The 22442-nt window shown below is 43.4% G+C and carries 12 protein-coding genes; 4 read left to right on the top strand and 8 right to left on the bottom strand.

The genetic code is table 11. From position 1 onward, the window contains the following. Positions 1–116 precede the first annotated feature (116 nt). Entirely contained in the window at positions 117–641 is a 525-nt protein-coding gene (locus tag MSG37_RS04245) for a hypothetical protein (protein ID WP_248469335.1), read from the top strand. Between the two features lie 55 nt (positions 642–696). Here the strand turns inward: MSG37_RS04245 and MSG37_RS04250 are convergent, their stop codons facing one another. From MSG37_RS04250 to MSG37_RS04260, 3 genes are all read right to left on the bottom strand, one after another. Beyond that, on the bottom strand, positions 697–1953 hold the full coding sequence (locus MSG37_RS04250) for a peptidoglycan DD-metalloendopeptidase family protein (RefSeq protein ID WP_248469593.1): 1257 nt from the start codon (positions 1951–1953) through the stop codon (positions 697–699). A 371-nt stretch (positions 1954–2324) separates the two neighbouring features. Next, positions 2325–5381: an SMC family ATPase gene (locus tag MSG37_RS04255; RefSeq protein WP_248469336.1), complete on the bottom strand. Its 3057-nt coding sequence runs from the start codon at positions 5379–5381 to the stop codon at positions 2325–2327. Further along, positions 5378–6523 carry an exonuclease SbcCD subunit D gene (locus MSG37_RS04260; RefSeq protein ID WP_248469337.1) on the bottom strand — a complete coding sequence of 382 codons (1146 nt, stop codon included), beginning with the start codon at positions 6521–6523 and terminating at the stop codon, positions 5378–5380. Before MSG37_RS04260 ends, MSG37_RS04255 begins: the two co-directional genes overlap by 4 nt. Before the next feature lie 313 nt (positions 6524–6836). Between MSG37_RS04260 and MSG37_RS04265 the strand changes: the two genes are divergently transcribed. Beyond that, positions 6837–8087, top strand: coding sequence for a valine--pyruvate transaminase (locus MSG37_RS04265; RefSeq protein ID WP_248469338.1), 1251 nt, complete (start codon positions 6837–6839; stop codon positions 8085–8087). Between the two features lie 555 nt (positions 8088–8642). After that, positions 8643–13160: an SslE/AcfD family lipoprotein zinc metalloprotease gene (locus MSG37_RS04270; protein ID WP_248469339.1), complete on the top strand. Its 4518-nt coding sequence runs from the start codon at positions 8643–8645 to the stop codon at positions 13158–13160. Between the two features lie 77 nt (positions 13161–13237). Here MSG37_RS04270 and ftsZ read toward each other — a convergent pair whose 3' ends face one another. From ftsZ to MSG37_RS04285, 3 genes are all read right to left on the bottom strand, one after another. Continuing rightward, on the bottom strand, positions 13238–14449 hold the full coding sequence (gene ftsZ, locus MSG37_RS04275) for a cell division protein FtsZ (protein WP_248469340.1): 1212 nt from the start codon (positions 14447–14449) through the stop codon (positions 13238–13240). Between the two features lie 32 nt (positions 14450–14481). Next, positions 14482–15522: a WYL domain-containing protein gene (locus tag MSG37_RS04280; RefSeq protein ID WP_248469341.1), complete on the bottom strand. Its 1041-nt coding sequence runs from the start codon at positions 15520–15522 to the stop codon at positions 14482–14484. Between the two features lie 223 nt (positions 15523–15745). Then, positions 15746–17467: a phospho-sugar mutase gene (locus MSG37_RS04285; RefSeq protein ID WP_248469342.1), complete on the bottom strand. Its 1722-nt coding sequence runs from the start codon at positions 17465–17467 to the stop codon at positions 15746–15748. A 361-nt stretch (positions 17468–17828) separates the two neighbouring features. Between MSG37_RS04285 and MSG37_RS04290 the strand changes: the two genes are divergently transcribed. Next, entirely contained in the window at positions 17829–18674 is an 846-nt protein-coding gene (locus MSG37_RS04290; protein WP_248469343.1) for an RluA family pseudouridine synthase, read from the top strand. 75 nt (positions 18675–18749) lie between these two features. Here the strand turns inward: MSG37_RS04290 and MSG37_RS04295 are convergent, their stop codons facing one another. Together MSG37_RS04295 and MSG37_RS04300 are read right to left on the bottom strand one after the other, a co-directional pair. Beyond that, positions 18750–19424 (bottom strand): glutathione S-transferase, encoded by a 675-nt coding sequence (locus MSG37_RS04295; protein ID WP_248469344.1) that lies wholly within the window; start codon positions 19422–19424, stop codon positions 18750–18752. Positions 19425–19691: 267 nt separating this feature from the next. Beyond that, entirely contained in the window at positions 19692–22361 is a 2670-nt protein-coding gene (locus MSG37_RS04300) for a TonB-dependent receptor (protein ID WP_248469345.1), read from the bottom strand. Positions 22362–22442 lie beyond the last annotated feature (81 nt).

Below are 22442 nucleotides of genomic sequence, written 5' to 3' on the forward strand. Positions count from 1 at the left end.
ACAAATAACGATAATGTAAGCTATTAAACCACAACCAAATAACTAGCTGACGGTAAGCAAAGCAATTTAAACTTATGGTCACTTCCCTACTAAAACCATTCAATCAGAGTTTTAATATGCAAGATATTCAAGAGTTAAGTGAACTTTATGAAAATCAGGTAAGCCGATTAATTGAGGAAAATATCGAAGGATTAACATTCTATGTTAAACAAGAAGCCTTCTCGCACATGACTATCTCTGCAGCCTTTTGGCATGGCGATTTGTACTGGAATATTTGGAATAAAGACGGCAGCAAGTTTGAGCCACACCCGAGACTCTCACATGATGAGTTTATTGTTGAAGACGTATATTTTAATAAAGATGAAGCAACTGTGAAGCTGCGAGCAGTTTATGCCAAATGGAATGAAGCCACAGCAAACAATGATGATGAAGACGATAATGGTGAACATTTATTCTCACGGCTGATCAGACAATCTCATCAAGCATTAGCTATTGCATTTCACAGCGATACTGTTACCCAGCAACTAATGAGTATATTAGTGCAAAACCCCAATTTTGAAGCGGCACAGTTTAATCAAGTGATCCGAGTGGAAGATCCTGACGGCCAATTTGAATTTAACTTTTTAGAACAATCAGCATAAAAGCATCAAGCCATCCTGTGGATGGCTTGATTACAACAAAAACGATAGTTAGCCGTTAAGCTATACCCATCATCATTTTTCTAACTTTCACTATCTGGCTAAATTCGTTCATCTGCTTTGATGACAATTTGCTTGCCATCGGAATTTTAGCCTTCATAGGATCCACTGGACGACCATTAATGTGGAACTCATAATGCAAGTGAGGCCCTGTAATACGTCCAGTGTTGCCTGAGAGTGCAATCACTTGCCCACGAGATACTCGCTGACCTTTATGCACCAGAGATTTAGACAAATGCAGATAACGAGTACGATACTTGTTGCCGTGCTCTATCACCACATACTTACCGGCATAACGGTGATCGGTAACCAAAGAGACAATACCGTCGCCTGGTGCCACAATTTTAGTGCCGATTGGTGTCGCAAAGTCAGTGCCATTATGCGGCGATGTGCGACCTGTTACTGGGTGGTGACGATGACGATTAAAACGTGAACTTATGCGGTAATTTTTCATCAGCGGAATACGTTGGAATGCACGTGCGAGACTCTCACCATTCTCGTCATAAAAGTTACCATCACTAAACTGGTAAGCGTTAATACTGCTTGAGCCACGTTCAATCGTAACACCAAGTACATGGCTGTTACCTGTGGCTTCGCCATCAATAAACTGATCGTTCATCAACACCGAAAACTTATCGCCTGCGCGTAAATCTCTGGCGAAATTTAACTTCTCTTTTAATAGCGATTCAACTCGTTGGATCTCGGCGGCATTTAAGCCCATTTTTTGCGCGGATACATAAAAAGAGCCATGAATTTGGCCTGATATGGCTCGATCACGCCAAATACCTTCAATATTGATCTCTTCAACATTGAATGAACCGTCATCAAATCGACTAAATATAACTTGGCGTGCGGCGTTAAAGTACAGGCTCAGTTTGTCTAATTCACCAGCATCATTAAGCCAAAACTGAATTTTGTTACCCGGCATTAATGTATCTAAAGCCAATACATTTAAGTCGGCTTCTAATACGCGGTACATGGTCTGTTGATCTACACCACCTTGCTCAAATAAGCCGCTTAACGTGTCGCCTTTAACAATCTGCTTTTGAAAGTCGGCTACGGGCTCTAATGCTTCAGTACTTGGGATGGTGGCACTTTTTTCAAGGATAGATTCGATATCTAACTGAACGGGGATCCTTTGCGGTAATAATTCAGAATGCTTTGGCATCATTAGTGCAATCCCCACCACCATGAATGACCCCAATAGCAATTTACGGTGAAGCGATGGTAATGCTGCCCAACGGTTTCGAGACATATTTAACATAGAAAATTTACTTGCGCGCAACGTGGGCCTCAACTTTCATTATTCTGATTATCTTTTTGACTATAAAACCCCGCGAAAACGAGGTTTGATGCCAAGTTATATCAAAATAATTGCTATTTACAAACTGATCCGCTGCACAAAATAGGTAACTTATTTGCTAAAGGCTGTGGTTGCGACAAGTATAAACAAAGAAATCCCGCTGTATTTGTTATAAAAAAGCCACAAATACCACGAGGTTTCTAATCAATTTAGTAGCACTAACTATGTTGACTCATTGTGACAGCAAGCTCTCACAAGGTGCATTTGCTAACTATCTATGGATATCCATGATAAGCACAAGTTAGCCTCTATCAGCAGTAACCTTAAGGTAAAACGATATTGACCTCGCTGCCCATGGCAGTCTTTTTAAGGTCAATACGGCTACCTATCTGCTCTTTCATCTCAGTTACGTGAGAGATCACCCCAACCATGCGCCCTGCTGACTGTAAGTCCATCAAGGTGCGAATAGCCAGTTCGAGCGAGTCTTGATCTAAGCTGCCAAAGCCTTCATCAATAAACAAGGTATCTAACTTAATGCCACCAGCATAAGCTTGCACCACATCAGACAATCCGAGTGCCATTGAAAGTGCCGCCATAAAGCTTTCGCCGCCGCTTAGCGTGGCCACCGAGCGCACTTTAGCGGTATAGGCATCTTCCACTTCAAGTTCTAAGCCCGACGCTTTATTGCCTTTGGCACGTTCTTCTTTACGCAATAAACGATAACGGCCTTTACTCATAAGCTGTAAACGCTGACTTGCCGCGAGCAGTACATCATCGAGTAACACACTGAGCACAAAGCGCTGCAAGCTGATCTTATTGCCCGTTTGGCCATTAGCGATATCAGATAAGGTACCTACAACAGCGTATTGCGACTCAAGCTGCTTTGCCTGTGTGTTTAGCTCTGTTAGCTGATGCTGAGTTTGCGCCAGTTGTTGTACTCGAGCGCTAAGTTTCTGCCATTGATCTAACACTTGGTTAGCTTTAGCGCTGATCTCAGTTTTATCTTGGCTAAGCTTATCAACATCAAGCAGTTCAATATCTGCTAATTGAGCATTAAGCTGCTCAATATTGGCTTGGTTACTGATTTTACGCTGTTCAAAGTCTTTAATCGCCAGCTCAAGTTGCAACTGACCTGCACTATCTAACAGCGCGGCTTCATACCCGGGTAAGTCAGCAAACTGAGACTCTTGCAGCTGAGTATTGAACTCTGCTTCCGCTTGTTCAAATAGCTGCTCAGCGGTAAGTTGCGTTTGCTGCGCCGCTTTTAACGCCTCTTTTATCGCGGCATGATTTTGCTGCGCGTTGGCATGATCTGTTCGCAGGTTTTGTAACTTGCTTTGCTGCGCTTCAATGCTTTGCTTAAGTCTCACTATTTCTTGGTTGAGCTTATCGGCGCTTGCAATATCATCAGGCAGATTAGTTTTAAGTTGTTGCAACTGACCTTTATCACTGGCCATCTGCTCTTTTAGATCTGCGTATTGCTCACGTACTTGCTCTAACTGCTGAATTAATGCCTGCTCTTGCTGCTGCATATTAACCAGTTGAGATTCAACCTGAGCTTGATTTTGCTGTGCTTTTTCTGCGTCATTAAACTGTTGACTAATTTGAGCAAAATTAGCGCTGAGCTCTTCAAAGCTAATATTTGCAACATCCGCTAATTGAGTTTGTAATTCATTAGCGCGCAGCTCTAAATTATTCACGCTTTGTTGCAGTAAGCGGTAATCATTGCGGGCTTGATTTAGCTTGTTAAACGCCTCATTTTCAGCTAGTTGCGCTTGCTCTCTGGCTTCATCAGTTGGCGGTGTTTCATGGCTACTGGCAAGATTTGGGTGCTCTAAGCTGCCACAAACAGGGCAAGCGTCACCAGGATTTAATTTGGCGGCAAGAATCGCTGCCTGACCTGTATGCCATTTAAACTGCAAGGTTTCATTTTCGGTTTTCAGCGCTTGATGACGCTGACTAAGCTCAGCACCATTGCGCTTAGCTTCTTGCAATTTAGTTAAGTTATTAGCGATGTCATTGTTCAGGCTTTGCCACTGCTGATAAATACTCAAGTGCTGCTTAGTATCATTGAGCTGTTGCTGCAATGATAACAGCGGCGCGGCTTGCGCTTTTAATTCATCTAGCTGATTTTGCGCTACAAGCTTTTGCTCGCTTAACGCTTCAGCTTGTTGCTTAAGCCCTTTCCCCTGCTGCTCGCTGTGCTGCATTGCTTGCTCTTTTTGGGCAAGCTTGGCAACGAGTCCATCTATCTCTGTAAGCTGCGGGATCAGATCTTGGCGCTGCTTCATCTGTTGCTGCGCGGCTAAAATCTGGCTTTCTATTTCAGGCAACTGACTAATATTGGTTTCTGAATCCGCTAAGGCTTTAGCACTTTGTTGCTCTTGCTGCTGCTTGGCTACAAGCGCTGATTTAGCTTGGGTAAACTCAGCTTGTCGTGCGTTTACCGACTGATGCAAGGGTTGCAGTAATTGCGCCCGCTTAGCAAGCTGCAATGCCTGTTGTTGCAGGTCAATATGCGGCTGCTGACTTAACAGCTCAGCTGAAAGCGCTTTAAGCTGGGTTAACTTATTTAAGTCAGCTTGCTGCTGCAAGGCTTTATCAAGCTTTTGATTACACGCTAATACCTGCTGCTCAGTTTCGGCTTTTAATTGCTCTGCAGTAAGTAGCTCTGGCTGTAGCAAAGTTTGCTCATCAATGAGCGCTTGTTCACTTTCTATCTCAGCACCTTGAAATATACCGTCACGGCGATTACGCATGGCTTCAACGTCTTTGCGAATACCGCTTGCTTGCTGCTTTAACTTGTCTTCAATTTTGCGATAAATATGCGTTTGAAATAGCTGACTAAAGATCTTTTCTCGAGCTTTAGAATCTGCCATTAACAGCTCTCGGAACTTACCTTGAGGCAGCACCATCACTTGGCGAAATTGATCGACATCTAAGCCGGTAAACTCTTCAATTTTTGCTGTGGCATCGGAGACTTTCGCCGCCACTAATGGTACTTCAGTGCCGTCTGCTTCTATTTTATAAAGCTGCGCTTCACTTTTTTGTACCGTAAAGCCTTCACCGCTTTTCTTGGCACGTGGCTGCTCTGGCACTCGGCGAATATGAAAGTGTTGCTCACCAAGTTCAAACTTAAAATTGACTTCGGTCAGTAAACTATCATCAGCTAAATCGCAGCGCATTTGGCTGCCTTCACGCTCATCGCCTGTGGTTTTGCCATATAAGGCAAAACAGATAGCATCTAAAATAGTGGTTTTACCGGCGCCTGTGGGGCCATTAATCAAAAACAAGGGGTTTTTACCCAAAGCTTCAAAATCAATAACTTGCTTAGCAGCAAACGGGCCAAAGGCCACCATAGTTAACGATAATGGTCTCATTGGTTATCCTCCGATTTATGCAGCGCATCTATCGTTTCGACCATCATCTGCTTCTGTGCTTGAGTTAACGGCTCACCAGATACTTGACTAAAAAAGTCAGCAAACATCTCTAGTTCGCCCTTTTTGATATGGTCAGCCCGAATGGCCAATTGCTCATTACTCGCCATTAACCCTGTGCGCTCTAAGTGCAATACATTGGGGTAAACACTGCGCAGCTTACCCATTGCATCCAAAATGGCGTGTTTGTCTGATAAACGCACCATTAAATAATCATCGCGATTAGTATCGTTTTCGCCCGCTGCCAGCAGTTCATCTAATGCGCCATCAACAATCCGTACATCACGCATTGCAGTTAACGGTAATAAGCTAATTTGTCGCTGATTATCTGCGTCAAACTCCACCAAAGTTACTGACTTATTTTGCTTTTGCTCGCTAAATGAATATTTAAGAATTGAGCCAGAATAGCGAGTATGCTCTTGTCCTTTATATTGCGGGCCATGCAAATGACCAAGCGCGGTGTAATCAAAATCCTTAAATAGACTTGGTGAGATCTTATCGGCGCCGCCAATACTTAATGGTCGCTCAGATTCTGACTCACTGCCGCCATCTAAAAAGCAATGACCAATAACCACTTTTGGCAAACCTTGGCTGTCGTGCTTTGTCACAGCCTCAAGTAGGGTAATCATTGCCTCTTCATGGGTACTTGCAGCACAGTCATATAAGTGCCTTACTGTCGCGGGCTCTGCGTACGGCAGCGGATAAAACGCCGCCCCTCCCTGCTTGCCTTGCAAAATAATTGGCTCTATATGTGACGTTAACGGACCAATAATATAAAGGCCACTTTGCTGCATTTGGCGTGAAGCAAAACCTAAGCGCTCATGGCCGTCATGGTTACCAGCAATCATGATCACTTTAATGCCTAGCTCATTCACCAACTGGTTAACCACATCATCGAGCAGCGCCACGGCATTGGCTGGCGGTACTGAACGGTCGTATATATCCCCGGCAATGACAACGGCATCGACTTCATTAGACTTGGCCAATTCAACTATCTGCGTCAACACATGGCGCTGATCTTCTAACAAACTCTGGTTATGAAGCTGCCTGCCTATATGCCAGTCAGATGTATGGATAAATTTCATGGGATCTCGTATATCAATGCGGGGCTCGAGAAGAGTGAGCATGTTGTTTTTTAATTTGCATTGATAGTAAGAAAACTCAGCCAGTTTAACAATAGTAATAGGCGCTAGTTCAGCCGAGTAAAGCGTGGCGAGTTAGATTCTGCGCAAAATGAGCACTTTTGCTGCAAATCAAATAACTGCGCAAAAAATTTACGATTTCATCAGTAAAATATGACTTATGCCAAATTAGTCACTAAAAACTGAAAAAATAAGTGCCTTTTACTCTGAGTATTGTTACTACAGGCATACATAGGCAATAGTGGTACGAGATAGCATGCAGTTTTCAAAGTTTGGTGAAAAATTTAATCGTTACTCCGGGATTACTCAGTTGATGGATGATCTTAATGAAGGCTTATCGACTCCCGGAGCAATTATGCTTGGTGGTGGCAACCCTGCCGCAATACCGGCAATGCAGGATTATTTTCAACAAGCGACCACTGATATGCTGGCCAATGGCGAACTCGTTGCCGCGCTCAGCAACTATGACGGCCCACAAGGCAAAGATGGCTTTCTTAAAGCGTTAGCATCACTTTTACGTGAAACCTACGGCTGGGATATTAGCGAGAAAAATATCAGCCTAAGTAACGGTAGCCAAAGCGCCTTCTTTTACCTGTTTAATCTGTTAGCGGGTAAGCAAGTTGATGGCAAACTTAAGAAGATTTTATTGCCACTTGCACCAGAGTATATCGGTTACGCTGACGCCGGCCTTGATGACGATATTTTTGTGTCTTATCGCCCAGATATTGAAATGCTCGAAAATCGCATGTTTAAGTATCATGTTGATTTTCAGCAATTAGAAGTCGATGAATCTATCGCTGCTATTTGCGTGTCACGACCAACCAACCCAACAGGCAATGTGCTTACCGATAATGAGGTTGCCCAGCTTGATGAGTTAGCTCGCGCTCACAATATTCCGCTGATAATTGATAATGCTTATGGTACGCCTTTTCCTAACATCATCTTTGAGGATGTAACGCCTTTTTGGAACAGCAATACCATTTTATGTATGAGTTTATCTAAACTTGGCTTACCCGGCGTACGCTGCGGTATTGTTATCGCGAGTGAAGAGATCACTCAAGCACTCACTAACCTAAACGGTATTATTAGCTTAGCACCTGGCGGTTTTGGCCCTGCTATTGCCAAACATATGATTGAGTCGGGCGATTTATTGCGTTTAAGTGAAGACGTTATCAAGCCTTTTTATCAGCAAAAATCGGAGTTCGCGGTCGATTTATTGCAGCAATCTATTAGTGACAAGCGTTTTAAAATCCATAAGCCAGAAGGCGCGATGTTCCTTTGGCTATGGTTTGATGAATTGCCAATTAATACCATGGAGCTTTATAAACGCTTAAAAGCGCGTGGAGTATTGATTGTGCCAGGCGAGTATTTCTTCTTTGGCCAAAAACAAGCGTGGCAACACGCGCACCAATGTTTACGTATGAACTATGTGCAAGACGAAGCTAAGATGCGCGCAGGTATTGCGATTATTAGTGAAGAAGTCAATAAAGCCTACGCTGGGCTATAAGGCGCATTTCAATCTAATGACTCATTGCCGCACTTAGCACCGATTTTTAACTAGGCTTACTTAAAAGCAGGTCTAATGTGCAGCAGCGAGTTGATAACTTAAAACTCAAAAGATTACATCCACAGAATTTATATTAATAGCAACTAGCGCTCAATTGACGTGCCTTTTAATCTGCAAAAGTTCACTAATAATTCTAGTGTTAAATTTACGCAAAAAACACTATTTAGATGCACTATTAACCCCATTCTGCCTCGCTTACAGCAATCAAGCCTGATGCCAATTTAACCAATGTAGTTAACCACTTAGTTAAATAACATTATATTTTCGGGTCGTTTATTGAGATAATATCCGGCCTTTTTTACTTGGATTTGCACTAAAAACTCAATATTTAAACTTTCCTGTCGCCTTAACGTTTAATCATCACCTCGATTAATTAACGCTTCAAACCTGTAGTTAACACACGTTTAAATTTAAAGAGCTTTTCTCTAAGGCCTAATCGCAATCGCGGATAGGTTTTAAAGAAAGCACCTTTGCTTTTGGTAATGAGATTAAAGAATGAAAAAATTAATACTTGCTGTAGTAATAAGCAATTTATTGACCGCCTGTGGGGACGGCTCTGACGGGACAGTAAATCCTACTCTTCCATCATTTGACATCATTGATGACAAACTTTGCGAAGAGACGTTTAAGCAAACGCTATCCACTAGTGAACACTTTTTCTGTAGCACTGACTCAAAAGAGCAAATTAGTAACAGCGATGCACTTAAAGCAAACGCTTACCCAAGCACAGAAGCTTGCCAAAGCGCACTAGCAAACTTAGTTGCAGAGCAAGAGACCTATACCAATAAGCAATGTTTTAGTGGCGCAACTGAAACCATTCCACCAACAGAAATTCTGCCTGCGATAAAAACCTATCAAGGTAGTTTATTACTAAATGGTAAAACCTTATCAGGCCACATTAGCTGTAATGGCCAAACTTTAGGTGATACAGGGCACTTTACCTTTAAAGATGGCGATAACGTCAGCTGCTCTTACGGCTCATTAGAGCTGTTAAACCAAGATATTCCGCTACCAGAAGGCTGGACACGTGATACTCATAACGCGATGGCGTTAGACATGAAAGATGAGTGGTCACATGCAATTAGTGTCACTGATGGCGCAAACGTCATGGCAAAAATCAGTACCTGCCCAGCTATCACAACTGAAATCTGTTTAGATGAATTAGACAGCTTTGATGTTGCACCGCTATTTTCTAGCGGTAACAGTCAAGATATTGATGCATTTTTAAATCCACCCGCAGCTGAAGAAACTGATGAAGTCGATAAGGCGCCGAGCTCACACGTCGACAACACCCTAACACCAGAAGTTACTGTGGGTGCTAAACCTGACATCAACGCAAGCTTTGTATCTGCAGCAGCTGAAGACGCATACACTTATAAGCCTAACAGCGACGCACAAGTACTAACTACGAGTGTATTAAGTGATGCAGACGGTAAACCTGTCAAAGGCGTAAACTACTACACCAAATCATCGCGTGGTATCACTGATGAGACAGGTGCTATTGCTTATGTTTGGGGTGAAACAATCACCTTTGGTATCGATACATTTACCTTTGGTTCAGTCAAAGGTAATCAAGTTGACTACAAGTTATCTGATGTCTCTGAAAATGAAATTGTTAAGCGCAATATTGATGCGCTAACTGCGCGCTACGCAACGCATTCACATGAAGTTGTTAGCTTTGATGATAAGGTGCATCAAGTTTTCGCTCAGTATCCAAATGCGATTAATGAAATCATTAATATTAACCTGCCTAATGGCGCGCAAATTGAAGATACCCAGTTCCGGGTGCCAAATGAGTTTAATGCGCAGTTTGATAGTGGCCTAGCGCAAATCATTGATACAGAGCTGAATCAAAACCCTGCTGCACGTTATCAGGTTGCAAGCCCTCTATTGCAAAAGAGTCAGTATGTAACTGATACACTAAAGCAATTGTATACCGACGTAGATCAGTTCCATGTTTTCCATGATAACACCGCATTTTATGGAGAAGTGGGCTTCGCGCGTTTCATGCGTTCAATGAACACCTCTAACACTGCATTCCCAGTATTAATGCCACGTAACGATGTTAACTTCTGGCTACCTTTTGGTGCAGAGCAAGCTAACCGTCGTAATGATGGCTTCCCTTATGTCACCGATGCCAAGATCATTGATGCCAACTCAGATGTTGTATTAAAAAGACCTGAGTTAGTTGGCAAAGATACCGCGACCTACAATTTACCAGTGATTACAGCGGGCGAAATTGGTAAAGGCCATGTGGTATTTATGGGTAACAGCCTTTATCCAAATATCCTAAGTAAACCAGATAGCTACTGGGCCGGTGGTGAAGATGCGGGTAAAGATAACGGCAGTATGCCAACATTCTTTATGAACATGTTCACTTGGTTTGCGCCAGAGTATAACTATGGCAGCAATAGCGTTACTGTGGGTTCGAATATAGGTAAAGTGTGGCAGTCAAATGTTAACTCAAACAAGCTATATGACTTCTTTGTTGATGACTCTTACAAACTAACTGTCGAACCCATTGCTAGCGGTGGTTACGATGGCCTTGACCCACAAACAATGCCATTTTTGATCTTACAGGCTTATGAAACTGGTATTTTTGGTGACGGAATGAGCGGCAAAGTGCTCGCGGATATTGACCAGCCAAAACTCACCGCAACCGACATTACCGCGCTAATTAACTATATCAATGCTGGCGGCAATGTACTGTTTATGGACGGTATTGAGCAGCTAAACCCTGAGCCAATTGCTCGTCTTGCAGATACTGCAGGAATAGCCTTAGGTGGTGCTAATCTGGCGCGTACGCGTCAAGCTTATTGTGGTGAGAGTTATTATTGCCAAGCGCCCTATCCTAATGCCCGTGCGAGCTTCACCGACACACTTGTAACCTACGAAAAGTTTGACGATATGTCGAAGTTTGTGATCAACCAAGATGGCACCGTCACATTCCCAAGCCCTATCGACAAACCGACCTTTGATGTTGCTAGCTACACAACCAAAAACAGTGACGGTACTGAGAAAAAGAACTTTGCGTTTTTTAGCGTTAAAAACGAGCAAGAACGCTTAGCGGCCGTCAAGGAGATTCAAACCGCATTTCCAAAAGTCAAAGAATGTACTGACGCTAACTACGACTATGAGATTGGCTGTATTGAAACCCGTAAAGGTCATGGTTTAACAACAGGTAAACGATATTACCGTCCTAGATTTACGCGTTATGAAATAAGTCCTGACGTAGTTGCAACCATGGTGAAAGCGGCAAACCTTGGCGCTAATGTTGAAAAACTTTACCAACATGAAATCTACTACCGCAGTAAAGGCATCGAAGGCACACGTTTATCATTAAATGAGTTAAACCAAACCTACGATAACCTGTCTATTTGGTTCTGGAATGACGAGCAGTACAAGTACGATGCAAGTGCTCAAGACGAACTAGGCTTTAAACAAGCTGTTGAGTTTTTAAACTGTTATACCTCTGATGAGCATCAACCTGACAATGCTTGTAGCGAGCAAACTCGTGCTAAGTTAACAAGCTACGGCATGCTTACCGAAACTGGCGAGCTAAACCCAAGTTACCCATTAAACTACCAAGAAAAACCGTTAACTCGTATTATGCTTGGCCGTTCATATTGGGATAACGAAATTAGTGTTGATACCAGCATTTATCCTGGTAACACAGCTAAAGTGGGTAGCAATGCAAACGTTGAAATTGAAACTTTCAACAATGCCGTTGTTGGTACAGCAAACAACATGCAATCGACTGGTCTTTGGGCAATTAAACATGCTCCAGTGACAGTAACAGGCGATCATGATGCAACGATTACCGTTGCGCTAGTTGATGATGTCACCGGTAAACACCAGCATGAAGTGGCACTTAAGCGACCTTCTCGCGTACAAAAATCCTGGAGCCATAAAGCAGGAACAAGCACTGAAATCATCGCACCTTATGGCGGCCTGATTTATATCAAACCAGCTAAAACTGACACAGAAAACTTAGTCGAGTTTGGCTTTAGCAATGTGTTACAAGCCTCTTTATGGAAAGATGGTAACTGGCAAAATCCTGTTAACTCAGATGTGCCTTTAGCTGAGATTGTTACTGGTCACTTTGTTTACACTACACCAGTGAAAAACGTTGCTAAGACTAATATCCAAGAGTTTGCTAACGGCATGAACAGCTTTGCTAACAAAGCCAGTGATTTCCATGCTCGCGATAACTCAGTGGGTAACAGACGTTTTACCGACAAGTCATTACCTGAGCATAGCCACCGTTTTGTAAACGATGTGCAGATCTCAATTGGCGCGGCGCACTCTGGCTACCCCGTTATGAGCACAACTTACAAGCCTAATAGCAGCACCATACCAACTAACCCGGTTAATGACTGGTTATTGTGGCATGAGGTGGGTCATAACTTAGCAGCAGCGCCATTTAACGTAAAAGGTGCCACCGAAGTTGCTAACAATATCCTAGCACTGTACATGCAAGAGCAGCGTGATAATGGCATGGGCGAAATGGATCGCATTAAAACTGACATCCAAAAAGCGCCTATGATGATTGACCGCGATCACGGCCATGTTTGGAGTCACGGTGATGCAGGTTCACGCTTAGTAATGTTTGCGCAATTAAAAATCTGGGGCGAAAGCCACTTTAAGATTGCCGATCATTTTGAAGCGGACGCAATTCCTAGCTATTACGGTAAAGACGAAGGTTGGAACATGATTAAGATGATGCACCGCGAAGCACGCAACATCAATAATCAAGTTTGTTCAGCACGAAACTCTTTAGGTCTGCGTGAAGGTGACTTACTCATGGCCTGTGCTTCTCAAGTATCTGGTTATGATCTAACTAGCTTCTTTGAAGCGTGGAACCCAAGTGAAGTGTCAGTCGTTACACCTGATGGCAGCCGTGACTACGAAGGCGGGATCACAACGCAAGGAACAAGCTATGTTCGTTCACTAGAACTTGCTATTCCAGAGGTGAAACCTGAATCAATTGCATCAACGAACACTAAGTTCTAGCTCCCATTACTAGCAACTTAGAGTAACAACAAAGTACAGCCCCTTTCTTAACGATAGGGGCTTTTTATTTTGTTGCACTAAGGCTCATTCACTTGCAGTCTTCGGGTATAAGTAGGGATCTCTAACACCGATGTCGAATGTTCGTCTGTATTGCTCCGCAAAGTGTTTGGCGCAGGATTTGAGACAGCCTTTTGTTTTAAAAAGTCATGCACATTAACCAACTCTGAACTAACAAACCTTGGCTTAACCATGCTTTCTTTTGTTTCATCAATAGCTCCTGCTTCACTAGCCACTTCAAGAGTGTTCAAGTTGTTACCAGCCATGTTTGCTTGCGCTTGGATCCCAGTGGCAATAACCATTAGCTCTAGCTCACAATCAAGCTCAGGGACTATGGTCAAACCGATAATCACAAACGCTCCAGGAGCCAGTTGCTGATGTAAAGTTTCGCCTATTTTATGGTATTGGCTTAACTCGATATTATCAGTCGCTATCACACTGACTATCGCGCCTTGAGCTTGGGTTAAATCTACGTTTTCCTGTAACGGATTTTTAAGGGCGTTACTTATTGTAAGTTGTAACTCCTCACCTTCTAGCTGCCTAGCGACTCCCATCGCGGCTCGACCTTGATGGCTGATCACAGCGATAAAATCATTTAAGTCAATATTAATCAGCCCAGATTGACTAATAGTCGTGGTTAAGCCTTGTAAGACATCTTGCAACACACGATTACTTTCAAAAAAAGCATTGATTAATCTAATCTTTTTATCAAGAGCGTCCATCAACTTGTCATTAGGTAGAACAATCACCGCATTGGAATGCTGCATAAGCAGTTCAACACCCGCTTGAGCTAGAGCACTCCTGTTTTGACCTTCAAAACTAAAAGGCGTTGTCACAACCGCGACCAAGGGCTTATTAAGCTCTGCAGCTATTTCAGCAATAAATGGAATGGCGCCAGTCCCCGTGCCACCGCCCATTCCCCCGGTAATAAAGATAATATCAGCGCGCTCTATATGCTCTTTCAATGTGACTTCTGATTCTTTAGCAGCCTGACAGCCTTTTTCAGGGTTTGCTCCTGCACCGAGCCCTTTGGTCACCTCTAATCCAATCTGTAAACGGGTACTGCACTGAGAAATCATTAACGATTGTGCGTCAGTATTTACCGCAATAAGCTCTACATTTTCGTGTAAAGCAGACTGACTTAATTGATTAATGGTATTACAACCGCAGCCCCCTACGCCAAATACTGCGATACGAGGTGCATGTTGGTTTTGACTGACTAAATCAAACATTTAGCGTACTCCTAAATTGAGATATTAGGAGCTTAACTGAGTGGCGCGACAAGGTCCGTCGCAGCGTTTTGATATCGAGTTTGGTATCGCGTATTCATTTTGTTGATAAGACCAATAAAGTGAGACCTTAGTTTTACTGGCGCCATAACTTCAACCTTATCAGTCATATTCCACAACCAAGCTCGTAATTTTGGCGTGTCATTAACTTTAGCCTTGACTAAGTAACGTCCGTCAGCGACCTGCTCTATGGTTTGGTTATCACTTAACTTAGCCCCACGTAAAATAAAACTTGCCGATGGTGCAAACAGTAACTCAATGTCAATCGGAGCTCCTCCTCGCGCCTGAGCACTGAGCTCGATATCAAAATCATCTCGTGTAATAGCAGCAGTATCGAGTAGCCTGACATTACGCAATAAGTTTATTGGCTTGGCGTAGCGAGTTACGTGGGTCGTACCAACAGTAAATGCGAGTAAAGCAACGCCATCTGAAATTTTAATTCCTTCAGGGTTCACCGGTTGGTAATCAATCCAGTAACGCTTACCTTTTATCACCCTTTCAATTTGGCAGGCAATTTGACGTTTGTGTAGCAGTGCATATTGAACCGTTTTAAGTATTTCCGGATCTGACTCTAAATAAGTGCATGGATAAGGCTCAGGTAGCTGCGCAACACGGCATGCCCAATAAAGCCAAGGATTATTAGGATCATTTGCTAAAACCTGATCAGCACGATCAAAATAAGGCTTTAGTTGCTCAATACTCTCTCGCGGTAACAACTGCTGTGCATTGCGTTTTAAAATATGCAGCCCCAGCGCCATATGCTGGTCCATCAAGGTCAAATTAAGGCCGCGCCAACAGGCTGCGATTGACCAACCAAAAGGTTTACAGCGCTCATCTAAAGCTAGTCCAAATAGCCCCATATCATACATGGCCTTAAGCTCCCGCTGCACTGTGCGCAGACCGACTTCATAGCCACGGTTATGCAGCATGTCAGTTAACATATTGGCAGTTACACGCCTTGGCGCTGTAGGGATTAGCTCTAACATAACAAGTTGGCGCTGGATATTTGCTTGCATCTACATTTTCTCAATAACTTCTATGCAGTTAGCATAATACCAGCTTGCGACAGGATTTGACGCAGCGAATATTTTTTGAAAATTTTTAGGTTCTGCTTTAGAGCAACATTCGATTCACAAAGTGAAAAAGAGCAGCTTACGCTGCTCTCTATATCGTGTTAATCATTATCCTGCTAATAATGTTAGCAGCCCTTTGGCTGGCAGTTATAACCGTTCTAGCTCATTACTGCGGTAACCCTGACTGATGCTCGCGAATAAAACGATCCATTTCATCTTGAGCGCGTTGCTGGGCACTTACTAACGTATCACTCGCTGTCATTGTTGCTACAACTTCGTAATAGCATTTGGTTTTAGGCTCAGTACCTGACGGTCTTACAATCACCCTCGCGCCATTGTCTAAACGATAAATCAGCACATCGCTGGTTGGTAAGACTATTGTTTCTTCTCGGCCATCGCTAAACAGACGTTTGCTGATGCTGATATCATCGGTTGATACCACTTTATGCCCGGCAATCGCTAACGGTGGATGTTCACGTAAATAAGCACCGATGTTTGGCGTAGTTGGTTTAAGTGCAATGCTCACCTGAGCATTTAAGTGGAAGCCATGCTGACGATAAATGCTTTCTAATCTGTCCCAAATGGTTTGACCTTGACTAGCAAGCTCAGCGGTCAACTGCGCAAACGCCACTAGCGCTGATAAACCGTCTTTATCCCATACCATAGAGCCAACGGTGTAACCTAACGCTTCCTCATAGGCAAAAATAAAGCGGTTATTATCCGTTTCTTCGCTCATCCCTACATTTGTCAGCCACTTAAAGCCTGTAAGTGTAGTGCGGCAATTAGCCTGTAAGCTTTGCGCTACTTTTGATAATAAGCTTGAAGACACAATAGTGGTACAGGTCAGCTTTTCATTTTCATTAGCATGGGTCAGCAAGTAATGGCCGAACAGCACTCCCACTTGATCACCGGTTAACATCTGGTAATCGCCACTATCAGTGCGTACAGCAACCGCAAAACGGTCAGCATCTGGATCATTGGCGCAAGCTAGCATAGCGCCATGCTTTTTCGCCTCGGCAATCACCATATCCATTGCGCCTTTCTCTTCAGGATTCGGAAAATTCACCGTTGGAAAATCGCCATCTGGCTGCGCTTGCTCAGCTACCGAGTAGACCTTGGTAAAACCTGCGTCTTTGAGCACATCAAGCGCCATCTTGTTACCCACACCGTGCATAGCGGTATAAGCTAAGCTAACCAAATCTGGTTGTGTATGATTTTGTAAAACGCCGGCTTGATTAACCCCACTGCGATAAGCTTGATAAAATTCATCTTCCAGCATAACGAGTAAGTTTGTTGCTCGCGCTTTATTGGCGCCTAATAAGCTAATGTTTTCTGTTGCAGCCTTATCAATACAAGCTGCAATACCACTATCATGTGGCGGAATAATTTGCGCGCCATTACCCCAATAAACTTTGTAACCGTTATATTGTGGTGGGTTGTGACTCGCAGTAACCACAATGCCCGCCGCAGCGCCTAAATGCAGAACCCCAAATGCGACTAACGGCGTAGCGGCAACATCAGCAGTAAGATAAACCTTAATCCCTAAAGCTGTTAATACACCTGCAGCATCGTGAGCAAATTGCTTTGAGTCATGGCGACCGTCATAACCAATAATCACGCCACGGGTTGCAACATCGCTAATTTGCGCCTTTAAATAAGCGCCTAAACCTGCCGTTGTTTGCTGCACAACTAAGCGGTTCATACGTGTTGGCCCTGCACCAACCACCCCACGAAGGCCGGCAGTGCCAAAGGCTAAACGGCCGTTAAAACGCGCTTCTAGTTCATTGATATCATTCGCATCCACCAACTGTTGCAGTTCTTGCTGCATTAGCGGATCTGGGTCGCTTTCAATCCAACGGTTAATTCTTAATGCTAACTGCGTGTCCATAACTCACTCCATTTCCAACTTAATCGGTAATACCAAGACCTTAGTCCAAGGTTACTTCGCTAACTTAGCTACAAGGCGTGCTGGATTACCTAACCTTAATTAACTAAACACTAAGCCTAGCAGCAAGCTAGAACAAGACAATTTGCATTAAATTTTCATCATAAGACGCTATGATTAGTACCGCCCTTTTTCACCACGCACTTATAAAGCCCATTAAGTTATACAAGCAGGCTAAGATTTAAATATCAGCATTCGATTCATTTTAGATAAAGCTTGGCTGCTACAGATAAGCAAAGTCACCGAGAATCATGTAAAATTGTCGCCAAGCTTACCTAACACCTTATAATAGTCATCGCCAAACATGAGCCCTTTGAAAATAGAAACCCATATTAAAGTCCAATCAGCAGAACTTGATGCTGCGAGTTTACTTGCTGAAGATACTGGCCTATCTAAACAGATCATTAAACAAGCTATGCAAAAAGGCGCGGTTTGGCATAGCCATGGTAAGCAAACTAATCGTTTACGCCGTGCTAAAAAGCCATTAAAGGCGGGTGATGAGCTGCACCTTTATTACAACCAAGCCGTACTAGATGAAGTTATTAGTGCACCGGAGTTGTTGTTTGATCAAGGCCAATACAGCATTTGGTATAAGCCATTCGGTGTACGTTGCCAAGGCTCAAAATGGAGCGATCACACCACTATCAACCGTTTCGCTGAAACTCATATTGAGCCTACACGTAGCGCCTATATTATTCACCGACTCGATATGGCCGCAAGCGGACTGATAGTACTAGGGCACAGTAAAAAGATAACCGCAGCCATTGCCCACTTATTTGAAACCCGTGCGCTAGATAAATTTTACCAAGTGATTGTTGAGGGTAAGTTTCCTGAGGGCAATATCAGTATTGACACCAATGTTGATAATAAATCAGCGCTGTCCCATGCTCATATACTCGAATATAACAGTGAGCTAAATCAGTCTAAAGTTCAGGTAAAAATCGAGTCGGGGCGTAAACATCAAATACGCATCCATATGGCGAGTTTAGGCCACCCTGTTGTCGGTGACAGACAGCATGGTAATGGCAGTGAAAACACACCTAATCTACAGCTTACTTCATGCCATTTGAGTTTTATTTGCCCACTGAGTGGCGAGCACAAGATATTTGAACTGCCGCAAATCTATCGCCCAGAGTTTCAACTCAAGTAACTTAATATCGCTATTAGCTGTACCACTTGAAAGCTCACATCGTTTTGTGGGCTTTTTTGTTATCTTTTTTAGGCTTTATACGCCGCCAAATAACGTCTCATTAGCGCCCTCTTTCCATACCGGAAATTGCGCCATAACTTTACTGAACATAGGGCTTTGCAAAAAGTCATCTAACCAGCGCCGCACCTCGGAATAAGGCGACTGAAGATACCATTGCCGCTCTACTCGAGCAAATTGGCGAATAAAAGGCATAATCGCAAAATCAGCAACGCATGGCTGACTAGCAAATAAGTAGTCGTGCTCAGTTAAATGTGACTCTAACTTTTGCAAATAAATTTCACATTCAGCGCGATACAGCAATAATTTAGGATCTCGATAGCGTTTAGCACTGCGATAGTGCTCTAAGCGGGGAATAAACTCGCTGTCAAACTGAGTCATTAACTGCTGCATTGCAACCGCTTCGCTTTGCTTGCTATTACCAAGTGGCTGATGGAGTAAGTAATTGTTAGGATCGCTTTGAGCAAACGCCCACAGCATAATATCGCGGCTTTGTTCTAATACCTCGCCATTTGGCAGCATCAATACAGGCACAGTCCCTTTAGGGGAAGCCGTTAGCATTGGCGCGGGCTTTTGACTCAATAATACTTCGCGCAAACAAACCGTTTGCTCAGATGCAAATATCGCCAACCTTGCGCGCATAGCGTAGGGGCAATTTCTAAGTGAGTACAGGATGGGTAATGGCTTTATCATGCAAAGACTCGCGTATTTTTCCAACTTTCCCAAATAAAGCATGCTTTATTCAGAGATTTATTTATCTATGATAATCATACGGCTACAGCGAGTCATTTTAAATAAAAAACATGCAAAGTTATAAACGTAAAAAGGCCACTTTTTTGTCCAGAAAAAGTGGCCTTTGGTACCGTAAACGCAAAAGGATTAGAATCGTTTACGGCGTTTTCTAGCGGATAACTGACTCGCTAGTGCTTGTACTGCCTGTTTTATTTATACTAATTGGTATTAATACTGATAACTAATATCGATAGTGTATTCAGTACCTGGGTCTTTGGCATAAACGGTTATGTTTTGCTGCTCATACTCGGTTTCTGAGCCCAGTAGATTTTTCGCTTTTACTTTAATCGCGAGACTTTCTAGCGGGAAGTAACTATACGTAAAATCAAGGCTTTGGAATGGCTGCTCATACACATCATCCAGTCCACCGCGACCACCATAAGCAATACGGTCACCAAACACGTTGTAAACTAAGGTGGCACTGTGTTCTTCGTTAGAGGAGTCATAGCTAAGTTGCACGTTAGTCACCCACTCTGAATGGCCTGTCATACGACGGCTATTATTAGTCGGGTCAATTTCACCGTTCGGTGCAATTTCAATCTCTGAGTCACTTAAGGTCAAGTTACCTGCGACAAAGAAGTTGCTCCACACACTATTTTCAGCACCCAAAAAACCTAAAGACTGTAGGAACTCAGTTTCGATACCGTAGATATAACCAGAGTCTGCATTGTAAAACTTAAGCTGACGCCCAGCTTCTGAGATCCGCTGAATAGGCTCAATCGGCGCGTCGATGTCTTTATAAAAGCCACCCACACTGAGGTTGTTGCCAGTTTCGCCATACCATTCCCAACGAAGATCTAAGTTATAAATATCAGAGCTTTGTAGTTCTGGATTACCAAAAAAATCAAACCCTGTTACCGGATCTTGGAAGCGTACTGGTGATACTTCACGTAAGTCTGGACGCACTATGGTTTTACTTGCGCCAAAACGCCACTGGGTTGTATCAGTGTTTTTCCAAGTTAGCGACATTGACGGGAACCAGCCATCTTCAGTAATAGCGTAATCGGTTAAGTCATAACGGCCGCCTTCATCAGAGATCTCACCATCAGGATCGATTGGCAAAGTGACTCGGCGAAAATCTTCATAACGCACGCCAGCATAGAGGCGCCACACATCATCAAAATCAACATCGACACTTACAAAGCCCGCATCTAACTTTTCAGCAGCAATGTAATCTTCAGTGTCTGTCGATGCATCTTTAAGCTCAAAACCTAAGGTATCATTAGCGATATTGTCGTTGCTAAAGATCTGATTAAACTCTTGCGATAAAATATCGCCATTAGGATCTGTTGGGCTTAAATCCACATCAAAGCCTAAACGGGTAGCGTAACTTTCACGGGTGCGTTCAAAGTACTGATAGCCACCTTTAATCGTCACTATCGTGCTATCAAACTCTATCGGCAGTGATAAATCCCAGCCGTAGTTAGTGGTGTCATCATCTAATTGGCTATAAACATATTTTGGCGCATCTTGAGTATTAAGGTTGCGCGAACTAAAGCCATTATTGTCATCAACCACTACGTTATAGGTGTATGACAACTCATTGGGGGCATAGCGCTCTGAGCGAGCATCAGAGTACATCCAGTTCGCTTCTAAGTCCCACAACATCTCAAAAAAATGCTGACCTTTGATTTGATTGCTAATCAGTGATCGTTCTTCATAATCAATATTGTAAACTTGCAGCGCGTTTGGCTCACCTAAGGTATCGATAGTTTCTTCCATCGCAACCGACACATCATCAGAGGTATCTCTTAGGTAAGTCGTAAAGGTCTCGATTTTATGATCAACGTTGAACTCAAAGCCCATGTTAAGCATGCCGGAGATCTGTACGATTGAATCAGTGCCGACAATCTGCTTTTCATTCTCAATTTGTGCTTGGTTTTCGTCACCATCTAATTCGACGTCTAGCTTGGTATAGTTTTCAGCTTGCTCTTTGTAAGAAGCAGCAGCCATAAAACCAAAAATTGATTCTTCGCCAATATCCCAATTGTTACCGACTGCAATGTTGCCGCGAATACCTGGATCTGTGCCTTTAGTTTGCACGGTCATGTCGCGGTTGATATCTAGGCCGAGTTGGCGGTTCATCTCTTGCGCTGCTTGAAAATCGATTTGGCCGTTTGAGCCAGTCACAATATCAATTGGGCTAATGCCGCCATATTGACTGTAAGTTTGGTTAATACTTGATGGCATTTCACGAGTGCCATCATCTTTACCATACCAGTCGTCATCGCCGCCGTTGTAGGTATATGTATCTTGGCTATCGTTACTGTTAAAACGACCACCTAGCGATGCTTTAAAAAACAGATCTGCTGGTATTGATTTAGTTCTAATATCAACATGACCACCGCCAAATGCAGCGGGCATTGCAGCAGTACTTGATTTTTGCACTGACAATGACTCAATGATTGACGCGGGGAACATATCAAGCGGCACCACATTACGAGTGGGATCAGGTGATGGCACTACAGCACCATTTAGTGAGGTGCTTGAGTAACGCTCTCCTAAGCCGCGCACATAAATAAATTTACCATCTTTAAGAGTTAGGCCTGTAACCCGGCGCAGTGCTGATGCAGCATCGCTATCACCGGTACGCGAAATCTGCTCTGAGCCCATGATATCGGCAACTGCGATTTGTTCGCGGCGTTCTTCCATTGCCTCTGAAGCCGAGGTACGTAAACGACCTGTCACTTCAATGCGCTCAATGGGGAAGTCCTCGCCATTATCTATTGTTTGGTCTTGAGCATAACTTGGAGCAGCCGCTAATACTGCAGCTGCAGACACTGCCGATGCAACAGCAAGGCTGAGCCTAGTTAAGGTAAAGTTCGGCTTGGTTTTCATACTGACAATCCTGAATGCAGTTTAATGAAAGCCGCGTTACTGCGGCTTTAAATGACACAATAAACACTCCCGTTTCTTTTC

This window comes from Shewanella sp. 1CM18E (genome assembly GCF_023161665.1).
Lineage (GTDB): Bacteria > Pseudomonadota > Gammaproteobacteria > Enterobacterales > Shewanellaceae > Shewanella.